Raw genomic sequence first — 15557 nt, 5'->3', positions numbered from 1 at the left:
CATGGATACTTTCAGCTACCTGGGCCAGGGCTTCGGCGTCGCGCTCAGCCCCTACAACCTGGTCACCGCCCTCAGTGGCACCCTGATCGGCACCATCGTCGGCCTGCTGCCCGGCCTCGGCCCGATCAACGGCGTCGCCCTGCTGATCCCGATCGCCTTCGCCCTCGGCCTGCCACCGGAGTCGGCGCTGATCCTGCTGGCGGCGGTCTACCTGGGCTGCGAGTACGGCGGGCGGATCAGCTCGATCCTGCTCAACATTCCCGGCGAAGCCTCCACGGTGATGACCACCCTCGACGGCTATCCGATGGCCCGCCAGGGCCTGGCGGGCGTTGCCCTGTCGCTGTCGGCCTGGAGTTCGTTCATCGGCGCCTTCATCGCCACCTGCGGCATGGTGCTGTTCGCCCCGCTGCTGGCGAAATGGGCGATCGCCTTCGGTCCGGCGGAGTACTTCGTACTGATGGTGTTCGCCATCGTCTGCCTCGGTGGCATGGCTGGCGATCGTCCGCTCAAGACCTTCATCGCGGCGCTGATCGGGCTGTTCCTGTCGAGTGTCGGGATCGACGCCAACAGCGGCGTCTACCGTTTCACCGGCGATAACGTACACCTGACCGACGGCATCCAGTTCGTCGTACTGGTGCTGGGCCTGTTTTCCATCAGCGAGATCCTCCTGCTGCTGGAGAAAACCCACCACGGCCAGGAAGCGGTGAAAGCTACCGGCCGGATGATGTTCAACCTCAAGGAAGCGGCCTCGGTGTTCGTGGTCAACATCCGCTGCGGCCTGCTGGGCTTCATCATGGGCGTACTGCCCGGCGCCGGGGCGACCCTGGCCAGTGCCGTGTCCTACATGGCCGAGAAGCGCCTGGCCGGCAGCAGCGGCAAGTTCGGCCAGGGCGACAAGCGTGGCCTGGCCGCGCCGGAAACCGCCATCGGCGCCTCGGCCTGCGGCGCCCTGGTGCCGATGCTGACCCTCGGCGTACCCGGTTCGGGCACCACCGCAGTGATGATCGGCGCGCTGACGCTGTACAACATCACGCCCGGCCCGCTGCTGTTCGAACAGCAGCCGGATATCGTCTGGGGCCTGATCGCTTCGCTGTTCATCGCCAACGTCATGCTGGTGATCCTCAACATCCCGATGATCCGTATCTTCACCCGCATCCTCGCGGTGCCGAACTGGGCACTGGTGCCGGTGATCGCGATCATTACCGCGATCGGCGTCTACGCGGTGCACGCCACCACCTTCGACCTGTTCCTGATGATCGGCATCGGCATCTTCGGCTATATCCTGCGCAAGCTCGATTTCCCACTGTCGCCGGTGCTGCTGGGCTTCATCCTCGGTGGGCTGATGGAGTCGAACCTGCGCCGGGCGCTGTCGATCTCCAACGGTGCATTGGAGATTCTCTGGGCCAGCCCGATCAGCATCGGGGTCTGGGTGCTGACCGTGATCATGCTCGCGATGCCGCTGCTGCGCATCTGGCGCAAGCGCTCCACCCAGCGCCGTGACCTGGCCAATGCCTGATCTTGCTTTTCGTCACTGGTGGGGAACCCCGCTGGTCGGCCTGGCTGGCGGCTACCTCGCCAGCCAGGTCGGCTGGCCACTGCCCTGGATGGTCGGCTCGCTGCTGGCGATCATTCTGGTGCGCTGCCTGACGCCCTGGCAGCTCAAGGAGATTCCCGGTGGACGCAAGACCGGCCAGTGGGTGGTGGGCATCGGTATCGGCCTGCATTTCACCCCGCAGGTGATGGAACAGGTAATAGCGCATTTCGGCCTGATCCTGTTCGGCGCGCTGGTCACCAGCCTGTCCAGCGTGCTCGGGGTGTGGCTGCTACGGCGCACCGGAGAGGACCGCGCCACGGCGTTCTTCTCCAGTATGCCGGGCGGCTCCGGGGAGATGGTCAACCTCGGCGCGCGCAACGGCGCGGTACTCAGCCGGGTCGCCGCCGGCCAGAGCCTGCGGGTGCTGGTGGTGGTGCTGTGTGTGCCGGCGGCGTTCAAGTATCTGCTGGGTGAAGGTGTGCCGATTCAAGGTTCCAGTGTCGTCGATTGGCACTGGCTGGCCGTGCTGTTTCCCCTCGGCGCCCTGCTCGCCTGGCTCTGGCAGCGACTGCGCCAACCCAATCCATGGTTGTTCGGCCCCTTGCTGGTGAGCGCAACGGTGAGCATCGCCTGGGACCTGCACATCGGCCTGCCCAACGGCGCCAGCCAGATCGGCCAGTGGCTGATCGGCAGCGGCCTGGGTTGTCATTTCAATCGTGAGTTCTTCCGCCGGGCACCATCATTCATGGGCCGCACCCTGGTCGGCACGGCGTTGACCATGCTGATCGCCAGCCTGTCGGCCTGGGCCCTGAGCGCGCTGAGCCATCTCGACCTGCGCTCGCTGACCCTGGGCATGATGCCCGGCGGCATCGCCGAGATGAGCCTCACCGCCGAAACCCTGCAACTGTCGGTCCCGCTGGTGACCGCCATGCAGGTGATGCGATTGCTGTTCGTACTGTTCATGGCCGAGCCGTTGTTCCGCCACTGGAACAGACCCGCCTGAAGTCGCCGCGCCCCAGCAGCGCGGTACCCAGGTTACAGCGGTGGCAAGGCCCACTGGATCGGCGTCAGGCCGTTCTGTTCGAGGAACTTGTTGGTCCGGCTGAAGTGCCCGCAACCGAGGAAGCCGCGATAGGCCGACAGCGGCGATGGATGCACCGACTTCAGCACCAGGTGCTTGGTCGAGTCGATCAGCTTCTGCTTGCTCTGGGCATGGGAACCCCACAGCAGGAACACCAGCTTGTCCTGGCGCTCGCTGACCACCTCGATGATCCTATCGGTAAAGAACTGCCAGCCACGGTTGGCATGGGACGCCGCATTGCCCCGCTCCACGGTCATGGTGGTGTTGAGCAGCAACACGCCCTGCTCGGCCCAACTCTGCAGGTAGCCGTGATTGGGGATGTCGATGTTCAGGTCGCGCTGCAACTCCTTGTAGATGTTCACCAGCGACGGCGGCGTCGGCACGCCCGGCTGCACCGAGAAGCACAGACCATGGGCCTGGCCGGGGCCGTGATAGGGGTCCTGGCCGAGGATGACCACCTTGACCTGATCCAGCGGCGTGGTGTTCAGCGCGTTGAAGATCAGCGGACCTGGCGGATAGATCTGCTTGCCGGCGGCATGCTCCTGGCGCAGGAACTCGCGCAACTCGGCCATGTAGGGCTTGTCGAATTCTTCGCGCAGCGCCTGCTTCCAGCTGGGTTCGAGTTTGATACGGTCGTCGTCGGTCATGGCGGGGTCCGGAAATCACAATGGGGCGGACACTAGGGATGCCTACCACGCTTGTCAATTGATCCGACGCATTACCGGCAGTTTCCCACACAAGGATCATACTGAGGATTCAACCCGCAGTCAGAGGTCGCGATGAACCTGCTTTTCGAAGAACTCATCGGCAGCAATGGCGCCCGGATCGGTATCGCCAGCCTGAATGCCGAACACAGCCTCAACGCCCTGTCCCTGCCGATGATCAACGGTCTGCATGAACGGCTCGATGCCTGGTCCAGGGATCCTCATGTGGCCTGTGTCCTGTTGCGCGGCAATGGCGCCAAGGCCTTCTGCGCCGGCGGTGAAGTGCGCAGCCTGGCCGAGGCCTGCCGTGCCCGGCCCGGGGAAGTGCCGGCCTTGGCGGCGGATTTTTTCGCCGCGGAATATCGTCTCGATCATGCCCTGCACACCTACCCCAAGCCGCTGATCTGCTGGGGCCACGGCTATGTGCTAGGCGGCGGGATGGGCCTGCTGCAAGGCGCCAGCATCCGGATCGTCACCCCCGGCAGCCAACTGGCGATGCCGGAAATCGGCATCGGCCTGTATCCGGACGTCGGTGGCAGTTGGTTTCTCTCCCGCCTGCCGGGCAAGCTGGGGCTGTTCCTCGGCCTGACCGGCGCCCGGATGAATGCCCGCGATGCGATCGACCTTGGCCTGGCCGACCGCATCCTGCGTGACGACCAGCAGGACGAACTGATCGACGGCCTGCTGCAGCTCAACTGGCAGGAACATGCCGCGCTGCAGCTCAACAGCCTGCTCAAGGCCCTGGAACACCAGGCCCGCGAACGGCATCCCCCAGCGCAGTGGTTGCCACGCCGGGAACGGATCGATGCGCTGCTGGATGTCGCCGATGTGAGTTGTGCCTGGAAGGTGCTGGCCCAGCACACCGAGGACAGCGACAGCCTGCTGGCGCAGGCGGCGAAGAACCTCAGGGACGGCTGCCCGCTGACCGCCCATCTGGTCTGGGAACAGATCGCCCGGGCGCGCCACCTGTCGCTGGCCGAGGTGTTCCAGATGGAGTACACCCTGAGCCTGAATTGCTGCCGCCACCCGGAATTCGGCGAAGGCGTGCGCGCCCGGCTGATCGACAAGGACCAACAGCCCCGCTGGCACTGGCCGAACGTGGCGAACGTGCCGCGGGCAGTGGTCGAGGCGCATTTCCACAAGGCCTGGGAAGGGCGGCACCCATTGGCGGACTTGTCGGGCTACTGAAGCGCTGGTGCCCAGGGCTGTCTTGCAAGGCCTCCTTCGCGGATGAATCCGACTCTGGCGCCCATGAGTCTCATGGGCGACACAAAACCTGTGGGAGCCGGATTCATCCGCGAACAGCACCCGCTCCAGCTGGCGGCCTAGTGCCCGCGCCCGCCATGGCCGCGTCCACCGTGATCATGGTCGCCACGCCCGCCGCCATGGTCGCCCCAGCCCTGGTAAGGGTATCCCCAGCCGCGGTTCGGATAAGGCCGCGGCGACGGGACGTAGTAACGCGGTGCCGAGTAGTAGCGTGGCTGTGGCGCGTAATAGCGAGGTTGCGGGGCATAGTAATAGTCCCGACGGTAGTAGGAACCGCCACCGTAGTAGACCGGCGCGGGTGACGTATAGACATCGGAACGGTAGTAGCTCGCGCCGTCCTCGTAGTAAGGCACACACGCAGAAAGGGTCAAAGCCAGGCTTGCCGTGAGAAGAAGTCGAAGATGCATGGCGGCCTCCCGGACCGCGAAGAAGCCGGGCCAGCGACGCTGGTCGGCATACGCCGACAGGAACGCCGACGCATACTTCTAAGACCGTGAAACCCTGATGAAGTGCCGTTTGGCAATATTTGGAAACACGCTTCCAGGACGGGTGGCAACGGCTCAAGCAGCCGCTACACAGACAGCACCGTCCTGGACTGCCCCCTCAAGGACGCGCGTTGATCTGCTGCTGCAGATTCTGGATCTGGCTCTGCAGGGTATTGATGTTGCGGGTGACCTGTCCTCGGAAGGCGTCGAACTCCGCCGTACTCGCGCCCTGGCCACCCGCCGCCTGGCGATTGTCCTGCTCGCTCTTGAGCACGATCATGTCCTGCTCCAGGCGCTCCAGGGCTGCACTCGGATTGCCCTGCTTCTTCAGCGCGGCGATATCCGCCGCATGGCTCTTGAGTTCGGCATCGTACTTGCCGCTGTCGGGCTGGGCCGCCTTCAGCGCCGCCAGGTCGCTCGCCAGGCTCTTGAGCTGAGCCTGCAATTGAGCGTTGGCCGTCTGCAGGTCCGCGGTCTGTGCGTTCATTTTCTGCAGACGCTGATCCAGTCCGGTCTGCTGGCCGGCAACCCCCTGCTGCTGGCGATCCTGCTCCTGCAACTTGCCCTCGAGCTGCCGGACCTGCAGTTTCAACGCCTCGGTATCGCTGTTGGCACTCGACTCGCTGGAAGCCACCTTGCCGGAGATCGCCTGCAGGCGCCCCGCCGCTTCCTCGCTGATCCGCGCAAAGCTCTCCTGGGTGGCCACCAGTTGCTGCTCCATCAGCGAGATCTGCTGGAAGCTCCACCAGGCCAGCCCGGCGAAGGCGAAGAACAGCGCCCCCACCAGCGCCCACAAGGGACTTGTGCTCGCCGCCCTGACCTTGACCACCGGCGTGCTGCGCGAAGCCACCCGGGTGCGCTCACGGGCGGCGGGGCTGAGCGGAAACTCGTCGTCATCCTCCACATCGGCCCGCAGGCTCGGTACATCATCGAAATCGTCGTTGGCATCGTTACGCATGAAAGAACCTTTCCGAACCAGGTTGATGGCGAAATGCCCGAGTATAAACCCGTTGTCCGCCGCTCTGATCGACTCCGAACCGGGCGTTCGGTTCAGCATTGGTTATCGAATGTTTCAGCGGACAGTCGATTCCTGGGCCTGCCACCAGTGGCAGAACTCATCCAGCGCCGCCCACAGGCTGACCTTGGGCTCGTAGCCCAGATAATGCCGTGCGCGGCTGATGTCCAGGGTGAAATCCTTGTTCATCACCTGCATTCCCAGTCGCGAAAGGGTCGGCTCCGGGCGCCCGGGCCACAGCGCGCAGGCCGCCTCATTGAGCGCCGCGACGCTGTAGGCCAGGCCGTAGGAACGGTAGCGTGTCACCTGCGGCACCTGCATCTGGCGCATCACGTAGTTGACCACGTCCCACAACGGCACCGGCGTACCGTTGCTGATGTTGTAGACCTTGCCCAGCGCCGAGCCGCCGGCCTGCAGGCAACTCAGCAGCGCGTCGTTGAGGTTCTGCATGCTGGTGAAGTCGACCTTGTTCAAGCCATTGCCGACGATCGCCAGACGGCCCTTGCGCTGCATCTTCAACAACCGCGGGAAGATACTCATGTCGCCGGCACCAGTGACGAAGCGCGGCCGCAGGGCGAGCACCTCCAGGCCGAACTCCTGGGCGCCGAAGACCTTCTGTTCAGCCAGGAACTTGGTTGCCGCGTAGGGATGCCGGAAGCGCCCGGGCACCTGTTCCTCGGTCAACCCCAGGTGCGAGCGGCCATCGAAATACACCGACGGCGAGGACAGGTGGACCAGGCGCCGCACCTGCTCCTTCAGGCACGCCTCGACGACATTCTCGGTGACCAGCACATTGCCCTGGTGAAACGCCTGGTAACGCCCCCACAGGCCGACCGCACCGGCGCAATGCACCACCGCCTCGACCTCACGGCACAGCTCGCGGACCAACTGCGGATCGCTCAGATCGCCCTGGACGAACTCGGCTCCGCGACGCACCAGATGCTCGACACCTTCGGCCCGGCGGCCATTGACCCGCACCGTATAGCCCTGCTCCAGGGCACAGCGCGCAAAGCGCCCGCCAATGAAGCCGCTCGCGCCGGTGACCAGAATTTTCATGTCGTCTCCAAATACCTTGATTCGTGTTGCCTGCTACTTAAACGCTGCCGATCACGCCAGAGGCACCAACCATTGCCCGGCCGAGCGTGCCAGATGCTCGGTGAGGCGGCCAAGCAACTGGCCCCCGTTGCGCCAATGATGCCAGTACAGCGGCACATCGACCGGTCTATCGGGTATCAACTCCACCAGTCGCCCCCGCGCCAACTGCTCCTGCGCCTGCAACTCGGGCACCAGCCCCCAGCCCAGCCCAGCTTCACTCATGCGCAGAAAGCCTTCGGCCGAAGGGCATAGATGGTGCTCGAAGCCGCCCTCCACACCCAGCGCGGCGAGGTAGCGATGTTGCAGCAGATCGTCCGGGCCGAACACCAGCGCCGGCGCCCGCGTCAGCGAATGGACATCGACCCCCTCGGGAAAATGCCGGGCCATGAACGCCGGCGTGACCAGCGCCCGGTAGCGCATGGCGCCGAGCGGCAGGCTGCGGGCACCGGCGACCGGACGTTCGCTGGCACAGACGCAGGCCGCCACCTCGCCGGCGCGCATGCGCTTGAGACCGACGGTCTGGTCTTCCACCACCAGGTCCAGCAGCAGGTGGTTGGCGACGCAGAAATCCCCAATCGCCTGGGCCCACCAGGTCGCCAGGCTGTCGGCATTCAGCGCGATACGCAGGCGCTCCGGCTGGCCTTCCTCATCCAGCGCCGGCACCTGCCCCTGCAGATCGCGTTCGAGCAGGCGCACCTGCTGCACATGGTTGAGCAGGCGCCGGCCGATCTCGGTCGGGCTGGGCGGCGTGGCCCGCACCAGCACCGGCTGGCCGACCCGCGCCTCGAGCAGCTTGATCCGCTGGGAAACCGCCGACTGCGACAGCCCCAGCACCTGCGCCGCGCGATCGAAACCGGCCTGCTCGACCACGGCGGCCAGGGCGGAAAGCAGTTTGTAGTCGAACATCAGTTTTCCTAATGAGCGATCACCAATATTGGTTTTTCTTATACAGGATCGCGCTGGAAAATACCCGCCAGCACTCTTCGAATACAAGGATACCGGCATGGCTGGCGAAACCTCCCTGGCAACCCTGCTGCGCAGCATGAGCCCACAACTGAACGACGGCGACTACGTGTTCTGCTCCATCGCCAACAGCAGCCTGCTGCAGGGCCGCGAAGCGCTCGGCAGCTTTCGCGAACGCGAAGGCCTGACAGTGATCCTCAAGCGTGAGGACGCCGAGGCGCTGGGCCTGCTTTTCGACTACTGCGCCGCCTGGATCACCCTGAACGTGCATTCGGCGCTGCAGGCCGTCGGCCTCACCGCCGCTTTCGCCGGCGCCCTGGGCAAGGCCGGAATCAGCTGCAACGTGATCGCCGGCTACTACCACGACCACCTGTTCGTCGGTCGCGATGACGCCGGGCGCGCCATGGCGGTACTGCACGATCTGACCCGCACAGGAGCCTGAACAGCATGTGGCAGAGTTATGTCAACGGCCTGCTGGTCGCCGCCGGGCTGATCATGGCGATCGGCACCCAGAACGCCTTTGTCCTGGCGCAGAGCCTGCGCCGCGAACACCATCTACCGGTTGCCGCGCTGTGCGTCGCCTGCGACGCGATCCTGGTGGCAGCCGGCGTGTTCGGCCTGGCCACCGTGCTGGCCCATAACCCGACGCTGCTGGCCGTCGCCCGCTGGGGCGGGGCCGCGTTCCTGATCTGGTACGGCAGCCAGGCCCTGCGCCGCGCCTGCTCGCGGCAGAGCCTTCAGCAGGGCGAGGGCCAGACCGTACGCTCGTTGCGCGCCGTCCTGCTCAGCGCACTGGCGGTGACCCTGCTCAACCCGCACGTCTACCTCGACACGGTGCTGCTGATCGGCTCCCTAGGTGCCCAGCAGAGCGAACCCGGAGCCTACGTCGTCGGTGCCGCCAGCGCCTCGCTGCTGTGGTTCTTCACCCTGGCACTGGGGGCCGCATGGCTGGCTCCCTGGCTGGCCAGGCCGGCGACCTGGCGCGTCCTCGACCTGCTGGTGGCGGCGATGATGTTCGGCGTGGCGGCGCAACTGATTGCGGCCGGGTGAGGGGACAAAAGGCTCTGGAACCTTTATCCCACACAGTTGTTGCGTGGTTAAGCCGCTACCCCGGTGCTATGATCGGAAACCTGCGCCGCAAGGGGTACAAACTCCACGGCGCATTGTCGGGCCGCCCGTGATCGGCCTTGCGCTCCCCGCAACTGACCTGATTAGGAGAATAACCATGGCTTTCGAATTGCCGCCGCTGCCCTACGCACACGATGCCCTGCAGCCGCACATCTCCAAGGAAACCCTGGAGTTCCACCACGACAAGCACCACAACACCTATGTCGTGAACCTGAACAACCTGGTGCCAGGCACCGAGTTCGAAGGCAAGACTCTGGAAGAAATCGTCAAGACTTCGTCGGGTGGCATCTTCAACAACGCCGCTCAAGTCTGGAACCACACTTTCTACTGGAACTGCCTGGCGCCAAACGCCGGCGGCCAGCCTACCGGTGCCCTGGCCGAGGCGATCAACGCCGCCTTCGGTTCGTTCGACAAGTTCAAGGAAGAGTTCACCAAGACTTCCGTCGGCACCTTCGGTTCCGGCTGGGGCTGGCTGGTGAAGAAGGCTGACGGCTCCCTGGCCCTGGCCAGCACCATCGGCGCCGGCAACCCGCTGACCAGCGGCGACACCCCGCTGCTGACCTGCGACGTCTGGGAACACGCCTACTACATCGACTACCGCAACGTGCGTCCAAAGTATGTCGAGGCGTTCTGGAACCTGGTGAACTGGAAATTCGTCGCCGAGCAGTTCGAAGGCAAGACCTTCACCGCTTGAGACTGAAGCCCGCCTTCAGAAAAAACCCGGCCCTGCCGGGTTTTTTTATGCCTGGACAGAACTGGCTGCCGGACCGGCGGGCGACCTTGGGGAGGATTGCGCGGGCCAGTCCGGCGCCTGCAGGTCATGGGCCTGCGCAGGGAGCGGGCCTGCCGACCAAAGGCCCTCGCCCTCTCCCTTATCGCTGAAACGAATGAGCCGGGGCCCGCCAAGTCAGCTAAATTGAAGGAGGTACCCTCAAGTTAGGCCACTCCCCTACCGACACAGTACCTGATGAACCGAAGGGACGGAAACCGCGTTCGGGTCGAGCAAACGTACCGATCATCCCCAGTCGCATTGTCCCTTTGACTGCCGGAGCCGGATTGCCAATACTCATGGCAACTTGATGCTACCCGCACGGAACAAGGAATAGCCCTTTGAAGCTGGAACTCAAGCACAGCTTGTCGGTGAAGTTGCTCCGGGTCGTGCTGTTGTCGGCATTGATTGTCGGCGTGGTACTGAGCTGCGCGCAAATCGTGTTCGACGCCTACAAGACCCGCCAGGCGGTTGCCAGCGACGCCCAGCGGATCCTCGACATGTTTCGCGACCCCTCGACCCAGGCCGTCTACAGCCTCGACCGGGAAATGGGCATGCAGGTAATCGAAGGCCTGTTCCAGGACCAATCCGTGCGCATGGCCTCCATCGGCCACCCCAACGAAACCATGCTCGCGGAGAAATCCCGCGATCTGCAGACCTCCTCCAGCCGCTGGCTCACCGACCTGATCCTCGGCCAGGAACGCACCTTCACCACGCAACTGGTTGGTCGCGGCCCCTACAGCGAGTACTACGGTGACCTGAGCATCACCCTCGACACCGCCACCTATGGGCAGAGCTTCATCGTCAGCTCGGTGATCATCTTCATCTCCGGCGTACTGCGGGCGCTGTTGATGGCCCTGGTGCTGTACCTGGTCTACCACTGGCTATTGACCAAGCCGCTGTCGCGCATCATCGATCACCTGAGCAATATCAACCCGGATCGCCCGGCGGCGAATCAACTGCCGCTGCTCAAGGGTCACGAAACCAACGAGCTGGGGATCTGGATCAATACCGCCAACCAGTTGCTGGCCTCGATCGAACGCAACACCCATCTGCGCCACGAGGCGGAAAACAGCCTGCTGCGCATGTCCCAGTACGATTTCCTCACCGGTCTGCCCAACCGCCTGCAACTGCAACAACAACTGGACAAGATCCTGGTCGACGCCGGACGCCTGCAGCGGCGGGTCGCGGTGCTGGTGGTCGGGCTGGACGACTTCAAGGGCATCAACGAACAGTTCGGCTACCAGACCGGCGACCAGTTGCTGCTCGCCCTGGCTGACCGTCTGCGCGCCCACAGCGGCCGTCTCGGCGCCCTGGCCCGCCTGGGCGGCGACCAGTTCGCCCTGGTCCAGGCCGATATCGAGCAGCCCTACGAGGCCGCCGAGCTGGCGCAGAGCATTCTCGACGACCTGGAAGCGCCATTCGCCCTCGATCATCAGGAAATCCGCCTGCGCGCGACCATTGGCATCACCCTGTTCCCGGAGGATGGCGACAGCACCGAGAAGCTGCTGCAGAAGGCCGAACAGACCATGACCCTGGCCAAGAGCCGCTCACGCAACCGCTATCAGTTCTATATCGCCAGCGTCGACAGCGAAATGCGCCGCCGCCGCGAGCTGGAAAAGGATCTGCGCGAAGCCCTCAACCGCAATCAGTTCTATCTGGTCTACCAGCCCCAGATCAGCTACCGCGACCACCGGGTGGTCGGCGTCGAAGCGCTGATCCGCTGGCAGCATCCGGAACACGGGCTGGTGCCACCGGACCTGTTCATTCCGCTGGCCGAACAGAACGGCACGATCATCGCCATCGGCGAATGGGTACTGGACCAGGCCTGCCGACAGTTGCGCGAATGGCACGACCTGGGCTTCACCGACCTGCGCATGGCGGTCAACCTGTCCACCGTGCAACTGCACCACGCCGAACTGCCGCGGGTGGTCAACAACCTGCTGCAGATGTACCGCCTGCCACCACGCAGCCTGGAGCTGGAAGTCACCGAAACCGGCCTGATGGAAGACATCAGCACCGCCGCCCAGCACCTGTTGAGCCTGCGCCGCTCCGGTGCACTGATCGCCATCGACGATTTCGGCACCGGCTACTCGTCGCTGAGCTATCTCAAGAGCCTGCCACTGGACAAGATCAAGATCGACAAGAGCTTCGTCCAGGACCTGCTGGAGGACGACGACGACGCGACCATCGTCCGGGCGATCATCCAGCTGGGCAAGAGCCTCGGCATGCAGGTGATCGCCGAAGGCGTGGAAACCGTCGAGCAGGAGGCCTACATCATTTCCGAAGGCTGTCATGAGGGCCAGGGCTATTACTACAGCAAGCCACTGCCGGCCCGCGAACTGGGCGCCTATCTCAAGCAGGCCCAGCGCAGTAACGCGGCAATGCTCCAGTAAGCGGAGCGGTACGCATATACCGATCCGTAATCAAGCAGCAGATTATTAGTAAATATTTCAAAGACTAATCCTTTACACAAAATGCATATCTTTCGCATTATGTGTCGGTTTTGCGCGTCCCCGCGCGCACTCGTCCAACCTCTCGAAGCAGGATACCCGCCATGATTCGCATGCCTCTGGCCACCGCCAGCCTGTTGGCCCTTGCCATCGCCCTCGCCGGCTGTGGCGACAAGGACAAGGAAAAAACCGCAGCCGCCGCGCCGACACCGGCCGCCAGTGCTCCGGCCACACCTGCCAGCGACGCTGCCGGCAAGGTCGACGAGGCTGCCGGCAAGGCGGTGGTCGCGCACTACGCCGACATGGTCTTCGCCGTGTACAGCGATGCCGAATCCACCGCGAAGACGCTGCAGCAGGCCATCGACGCCTTCCTCGCCAAGCCGAACGACGACACCCTCAAGGCCGCCAAGGCCGCCTGGGTAGCCGCACGCGTACCTTACCTGCAGAGCGAAGTGTTCCGCTTCGGCAATACCATCATCGACGACTGGGAAGGCCAGGTGAACGCCTGGCCGCTGGACGAAGGCCTGATCGACTACGTCGACGCCTCCTACGAGCACGCCCTGGGCAACCCGGGCGCCAGCGCCAACATCATCGCCAACAAGCAGATCCAGGTTGGCGAGGACAAGGTCGATGTGACCGAGATCACGCCGGAAAAACTCGCCAGCCTGAACGAGCTGGGCGGCTCCGAGGCCAACGTCGCCACCGGTTACCACGCCATCGAGTTCCTGCTGTGGGGCCAGGACCTCAACGGCACCGGCCCGGGCGCCGGCAACCGTCCGGCCTCGGACTATCTCGAAGGTGCCGGCGCCACCGGTGGCCACAACGATCGGCGGCGTGCCTACCTGAAGGCCGTGACCCAACTGCTGGTCAACGACCTGGAAGAAATGGTCGGCAACTGGAAACCGAACGTGGCCGACAACTATCGCGCCAGCCTGGAAGCCGAGCCGGCCGAAAGCGGCCTGCGCAAGATGCTGTTCGGCATGGGCAGCCTGTCCCTCGGCGAACTGGCGGGCGAGCGGATGAAGGTATCCCTGGAAGCCAACTCCCCGGAAGACGAACAGGACTGCTTCAGCGACAACACCCACAACTCGCATTTCTACGACGCCAAGGGCATCCGCAACGTCTACCTGGGTGAATATACCCGCGTCGACGGCACCAAACTGACCGGCCCGAGCCTGTCGTCGCTGGTGGCGAAGGCCGATCCGGCCGCCGATACCGCGCTCAAGGGCGACCTGGAAAGCACCGAAGCGAAGATCCAGGTCATGGTTGACCATGCCAACAAGGGTGAGCATTACGACCAGTTGATCGCCGCCGGCAACGACGCGGGCAACAAGATCGTGCGCGACGCCATCGCCGCCCTGGTCAAGCAGACCGGTTCGATCGAACAGGCCGCCGCCAAGCTGGGCATCAGCGACCTGAACCCGGACAATGCCGATCACGAGTTCTGATCGGTAGCCTGGCCGCCCCCTCCCACGGAGGGGGTGGTCCTGCGCTGAACGACACCCTTGTGGCGAGTTCGCCCGTCACAGAGAAACGGATAGCTCACCACACGAATGACTGATCTGGGCAAACGCTTGCCCAGTCCCGACCCGATAAGATTCGCGCCCTGTCCCGAACCCTGTGTCCATGCCCATGCCTTCGTTACCTGTTCGCCTGTCGTCGTTGCTGCTGGCCCTGGGCCTGAGTGCCTGCGATGACGCCGCGCGCTTCACCGCGCCCGAGCCCGGCGAGGCACGCGCCGGCGGCGGGACCACCGTGGACAGGAGCGATCGCAACAGTTTTTCCCTGCCGTCGGCCAACCTGTCGCCGGAGCGCCGCCTGGACTTCAGTGTCGGCAACAGTTTCTTTCGCAACCCCTGGGTGATCGCCCCGTCGACCACCACTGCCCGCGACGGCCTGGGCCCGCTGTTCAACACCAACGCCTGTCAGAACTGCCATATCAGGGACGGTCGCGGCCATCCTCCAGAAGCCGGCTCGGACAACGCCGTCTCGATGCTGGTGCGCCTGTCGATCCCCAATGCGCCAGCCTACGCGAAGCTGATCGAGCAACAGGGCGTGGTGCCCGAGCCGGTCTATGGCGGTCAGTTGCAGGACATGGCCATCCCCGGCGTCATACCGGAAGGCAAGGTACGGGTCGAGTACGACCCGCTGCCGGTGCGCTTCAAGGACGGCACCGAAGTCGAACTGCGCAGGCCACGCCTGCTCATCAGCCAGTTGGGCTACGGCCCGATGCACCCGGACACGCGCTTTTCCGCGCGGGTAGCGCCGCCCATGATCGGCCTGGGCCTGCTGGAGGCGATCCCCGAAGAGGCGATCCTCGCCAACGCGAAAGCGCAGCAGCGCGACGGCATCGCCGGTCGGCCGAACCGGGTCTGGGACGACGCCCAGGGCAAGACCGTGCTGGGGCGCTTCGGCTGGAAAGCCGGGCAGCCCAATCTCAACCAACAAAACGTTCACGCGTTTTCCGGCGACATGGGCCTCACCACGACCCTGCGGCCCTTCGATGATTGCACCGCGACCCAGACCGCCTGTCGCAACGCCCCCAACGGCAATGGCGCCGACGGCGAACAGGAGGTCAGCGACAACATCCTGCGCCTGGTGCTGTTCTACACCCGCAACCTGGCGGTCCCGGCTCGTCGGGACGTCGGCGCAGAACAGGTACTGGCCGGCAAGCGCCTGTTCCACCAGGCCGGCTGCCAGAACTGCCATACCCCGCAATTCACTACCGCGGCCACTGCCGCCGAGCCGGAGCTGGCCGGCCAGGTGATCCGCCCCTACAGTGACCTGTTGCTGCATGACATGGGCCCTGGGCTGGCGGACAACCGCACCGAGTTCCTTGCCAGCGGCAGCGACTGGCGCACGCCCCCCCTGTGGGGTATCGGCCTGACCGGGACGGTCAGCGGCCACACCCGATTCCTGCATGACGGCCGCGCCCGCAGTCTGCTCGAAGCCGTGCTCTGGCATGGCGGCGAAGCCTTGCCGGCACAGCAGCGCGTTCTGTCGTTCAATGCCGAGCAGCGCGCCGCGTTGCTGGCTTTCCTGAATTCGCTATAAGAAATCCTTA

General features: G+C 64.6%; 14 protein-coding genes. 9 read left to right on the top strand and 5 right to left on the bottom strand.

The features are described 5' to 3' along the window. The first annotated feature begins 1 nt into the window (after nt 1). Together ACMGT0_RS07505 and ACMGT0_RS07500 are read left to right on the top strand one after the other, a co-directional pair. On the top strand, nt 2-1516 hold the full coding sequence (locus tag ACMGT0_RS07505) for a tripartite tricarboxylate transporter permease (RefSeq protein WP_054061057.1): 1515 nt from the start codon (nt 2-4) through the stop codon (nt 1514-1516). Beyond that, nucleotides 1509-2537: an AbrB family transcriptional regulator gene (locus tag ACMGT0_RS07500; protein ID WP_416772030.1), complete on the top strand. Its 1029-nt coding sequence runs from the start codon at nt 1509-1511 to the stop codon at nt 2535-2537. Before ACMGT0_RS07505 ends, ACMGT0_RS07500 begins: the two co-directional genes overlap by 8 nt. Before the next feature lie 32 nt (nt 2538-2569). Here the strand turns inward: ACMGT0_RS07500 and ung are convergent, their stop codons facing one another. Then, on the bottom strand, nt 2570-3262 hold the full coding sequence (gene ung / locus ACMGT0_RS07495) for a uracil-DNA glycosylase (RefSeq protein ID WP_054061059.1): 693 nt from the start codon (nt 3260-3262) through the stop codon (nt 2570-2572). 132 nt (nt 3263-3394) lie between these two features. On the opposite strand from ung, the gene ACMGT0_RS07490 reads away from it, so the two are divergent. After that, nucleotides 3395-4507 (top strand): enoyl-CoA hydratase/isomerase family protein, encoded by a 1113-nt coding sequence (locus tag ACMGT0_RS07490; protein ID WP_054061060.1) that lies wholly within the window; start codon nt 3395-3397, stop codon nt 4505-4507. Nucleotides 4508-4644: 137 nt separating this feature from the next. Here the strand turns inward: ACMGT0_RS07490 and ACMGT0_RS07485 are convergent, their stop codons facing one another. The 4 genes from ACMGT0_RS07485 to ACMGT0_RS07470 all read right to left on the bottom strand — a co-directional run bounded on the left by ACMGT0_RS07485 (nt 4645) and on the right by ACMGT0_RS07470 (nt 8086). Beyond that, the gene (locus ACMGT0_RS07485; protein ID WP_081006096.1) at nt 4645-4992 is read right to left on the bottom strand and encodes a hypothetical protein; all 348 of its coding nucleotides are present in this window, start codon (nt 4990-4992) and stop codon (nt 4645-4647) included. Between the two features lie 196 nt (nt 4993-5188). After that, complete coding sequence (locus ACMGT0_RS07480; RefSeq protein WP_416772027.1) at nt 5189-6028, bottom strand: ATPase; 840 nt, start codon at nt 6026-6028, stop codon at nt 5189-5191. Nucleotides 6029-6142: 114 nt separating this feature from the next. Beyond that, complete coding sequence (locus ACMGT0_RS07475; protein ID WP_273819457.1) at nt 6143-7141, bottom strand: NAD-dependent epimerase/dehydratase family protein; 999 nt, start codon at nt 7139-7141, stop codon at nt 6143-6145. Between the two features lie 51 nt (nt 7142-7192). Next, nucleotides 7193-8086 (bottom strand): LysR family transcriptional regulator ArgP, encoded by an 894-nt coding sequence (locus tag ACMGT0_RS07470; RefSeq protein WP_054061823.1) that lies wholly within the window; start codon nt 8084-8086, stop codon nt 7193-7195. A 97-nt stretch (nt 8087-8183) separates the two neighbouring features. On the opposite strand from ACMGT0_RS07470, the gene ACMGT0_RS07465 reads away from it, so the two are divergent. The 6 genes from ACMGT0_RS07465 to ACMGT0_RS07440 all read left to right on the top strand — a co-directional run bounded on the left by ACMGT0_RS07465 (nt 8184) and on the right by ACMGT0_RS07440 (nt 15547). Then, nucleotides 8184-8585: an ACT domain-containing protein gene (locus ACMGT0_RS07465; protein ID WP_054056377.1), complete on the top strand. Its 402-nt coding sequence runs from the start codon at nt 8184-8186 to the stop codon at nt 8583-8585. 5 nt (nt 8586-8590) lie between these two features. Further along, nucleotides 8591-9193: a LysE/ArgO family amino acid transporter gene (locus tag ACMGT0_RS07460; protein WP_054056378.1), complete on the top strand. Its 603-nt coding sequence runs from the start codon at nt 8591-8593 to the stop codon at nt 9191-9193. 175 nt (nt 9194-9368) lie between these two features. Then, entirely contained in the window at nt 9369-9965 is a 597-nt protein-coding gene (locus ACMGT0_RS07455) for a superoxide dismutase (protein WP_010452821.1), read from the top strand. A 416-nt stretch (nt 9966-10381) separates the two neighbouring features. After that, the gene (locus tag ACMGT0_RS07450) at nt 10382-12436 is read left to right on the top strand and encodes a putative bifunctional diguanylate cyclase/phosphodiesterase (RefSeq protein ID WP_054056379.1); all 2055 of its coding nucleotides are present in this window, start codon (nt 10382-10384) and stop codon (nt 12434-12436) included. A 161-nt stretch (nt 12437-12597) separates the two neighbouring features. Beyond that, on the top strand, nt 12598-13941 hold the full coding sequence (locus tag ACMGT0_RS07445; RefSeq protein WP_054061825.1) for an imelysin family protein: 1344 nt from the start codon (nt 12598-12600) through the stop codon (nt 13939-13941). A 184-nt stretch (nt 13942-14125) separates the two neighbouring features. Next, on the top strand, nt 14126-15547 hold the full coding sequence (locus tag ACMGT0_RS07440; RefSeq protein ID WP_416772022.1) for a di-heme oxidoredictase family protein: 1422 nt from the start codon (nt 14126-14128) through the stop codon (nt 15545-15547). The last annotated feature ends 10 nt before the right edge of the window (nt 15548-15557 follow it).

Source organism: Pseudomonas sp. RHF3.3-3 (genome assembly GCF_048069595.1).
In the GTDB taxonomy this organism is placed as follows: Bacteria; Pseudomonadota; Gammaproteobacteria; order Pseudomonadales; family Pseudomonadaceae; genus Aquipseudomonas; species Aquipseudomonas fuscovaginae_B.
Note: the sequence above shows the minus strand (reverse complement) of the source record. Positions and strands in the feature narration are given on the sequence as shown.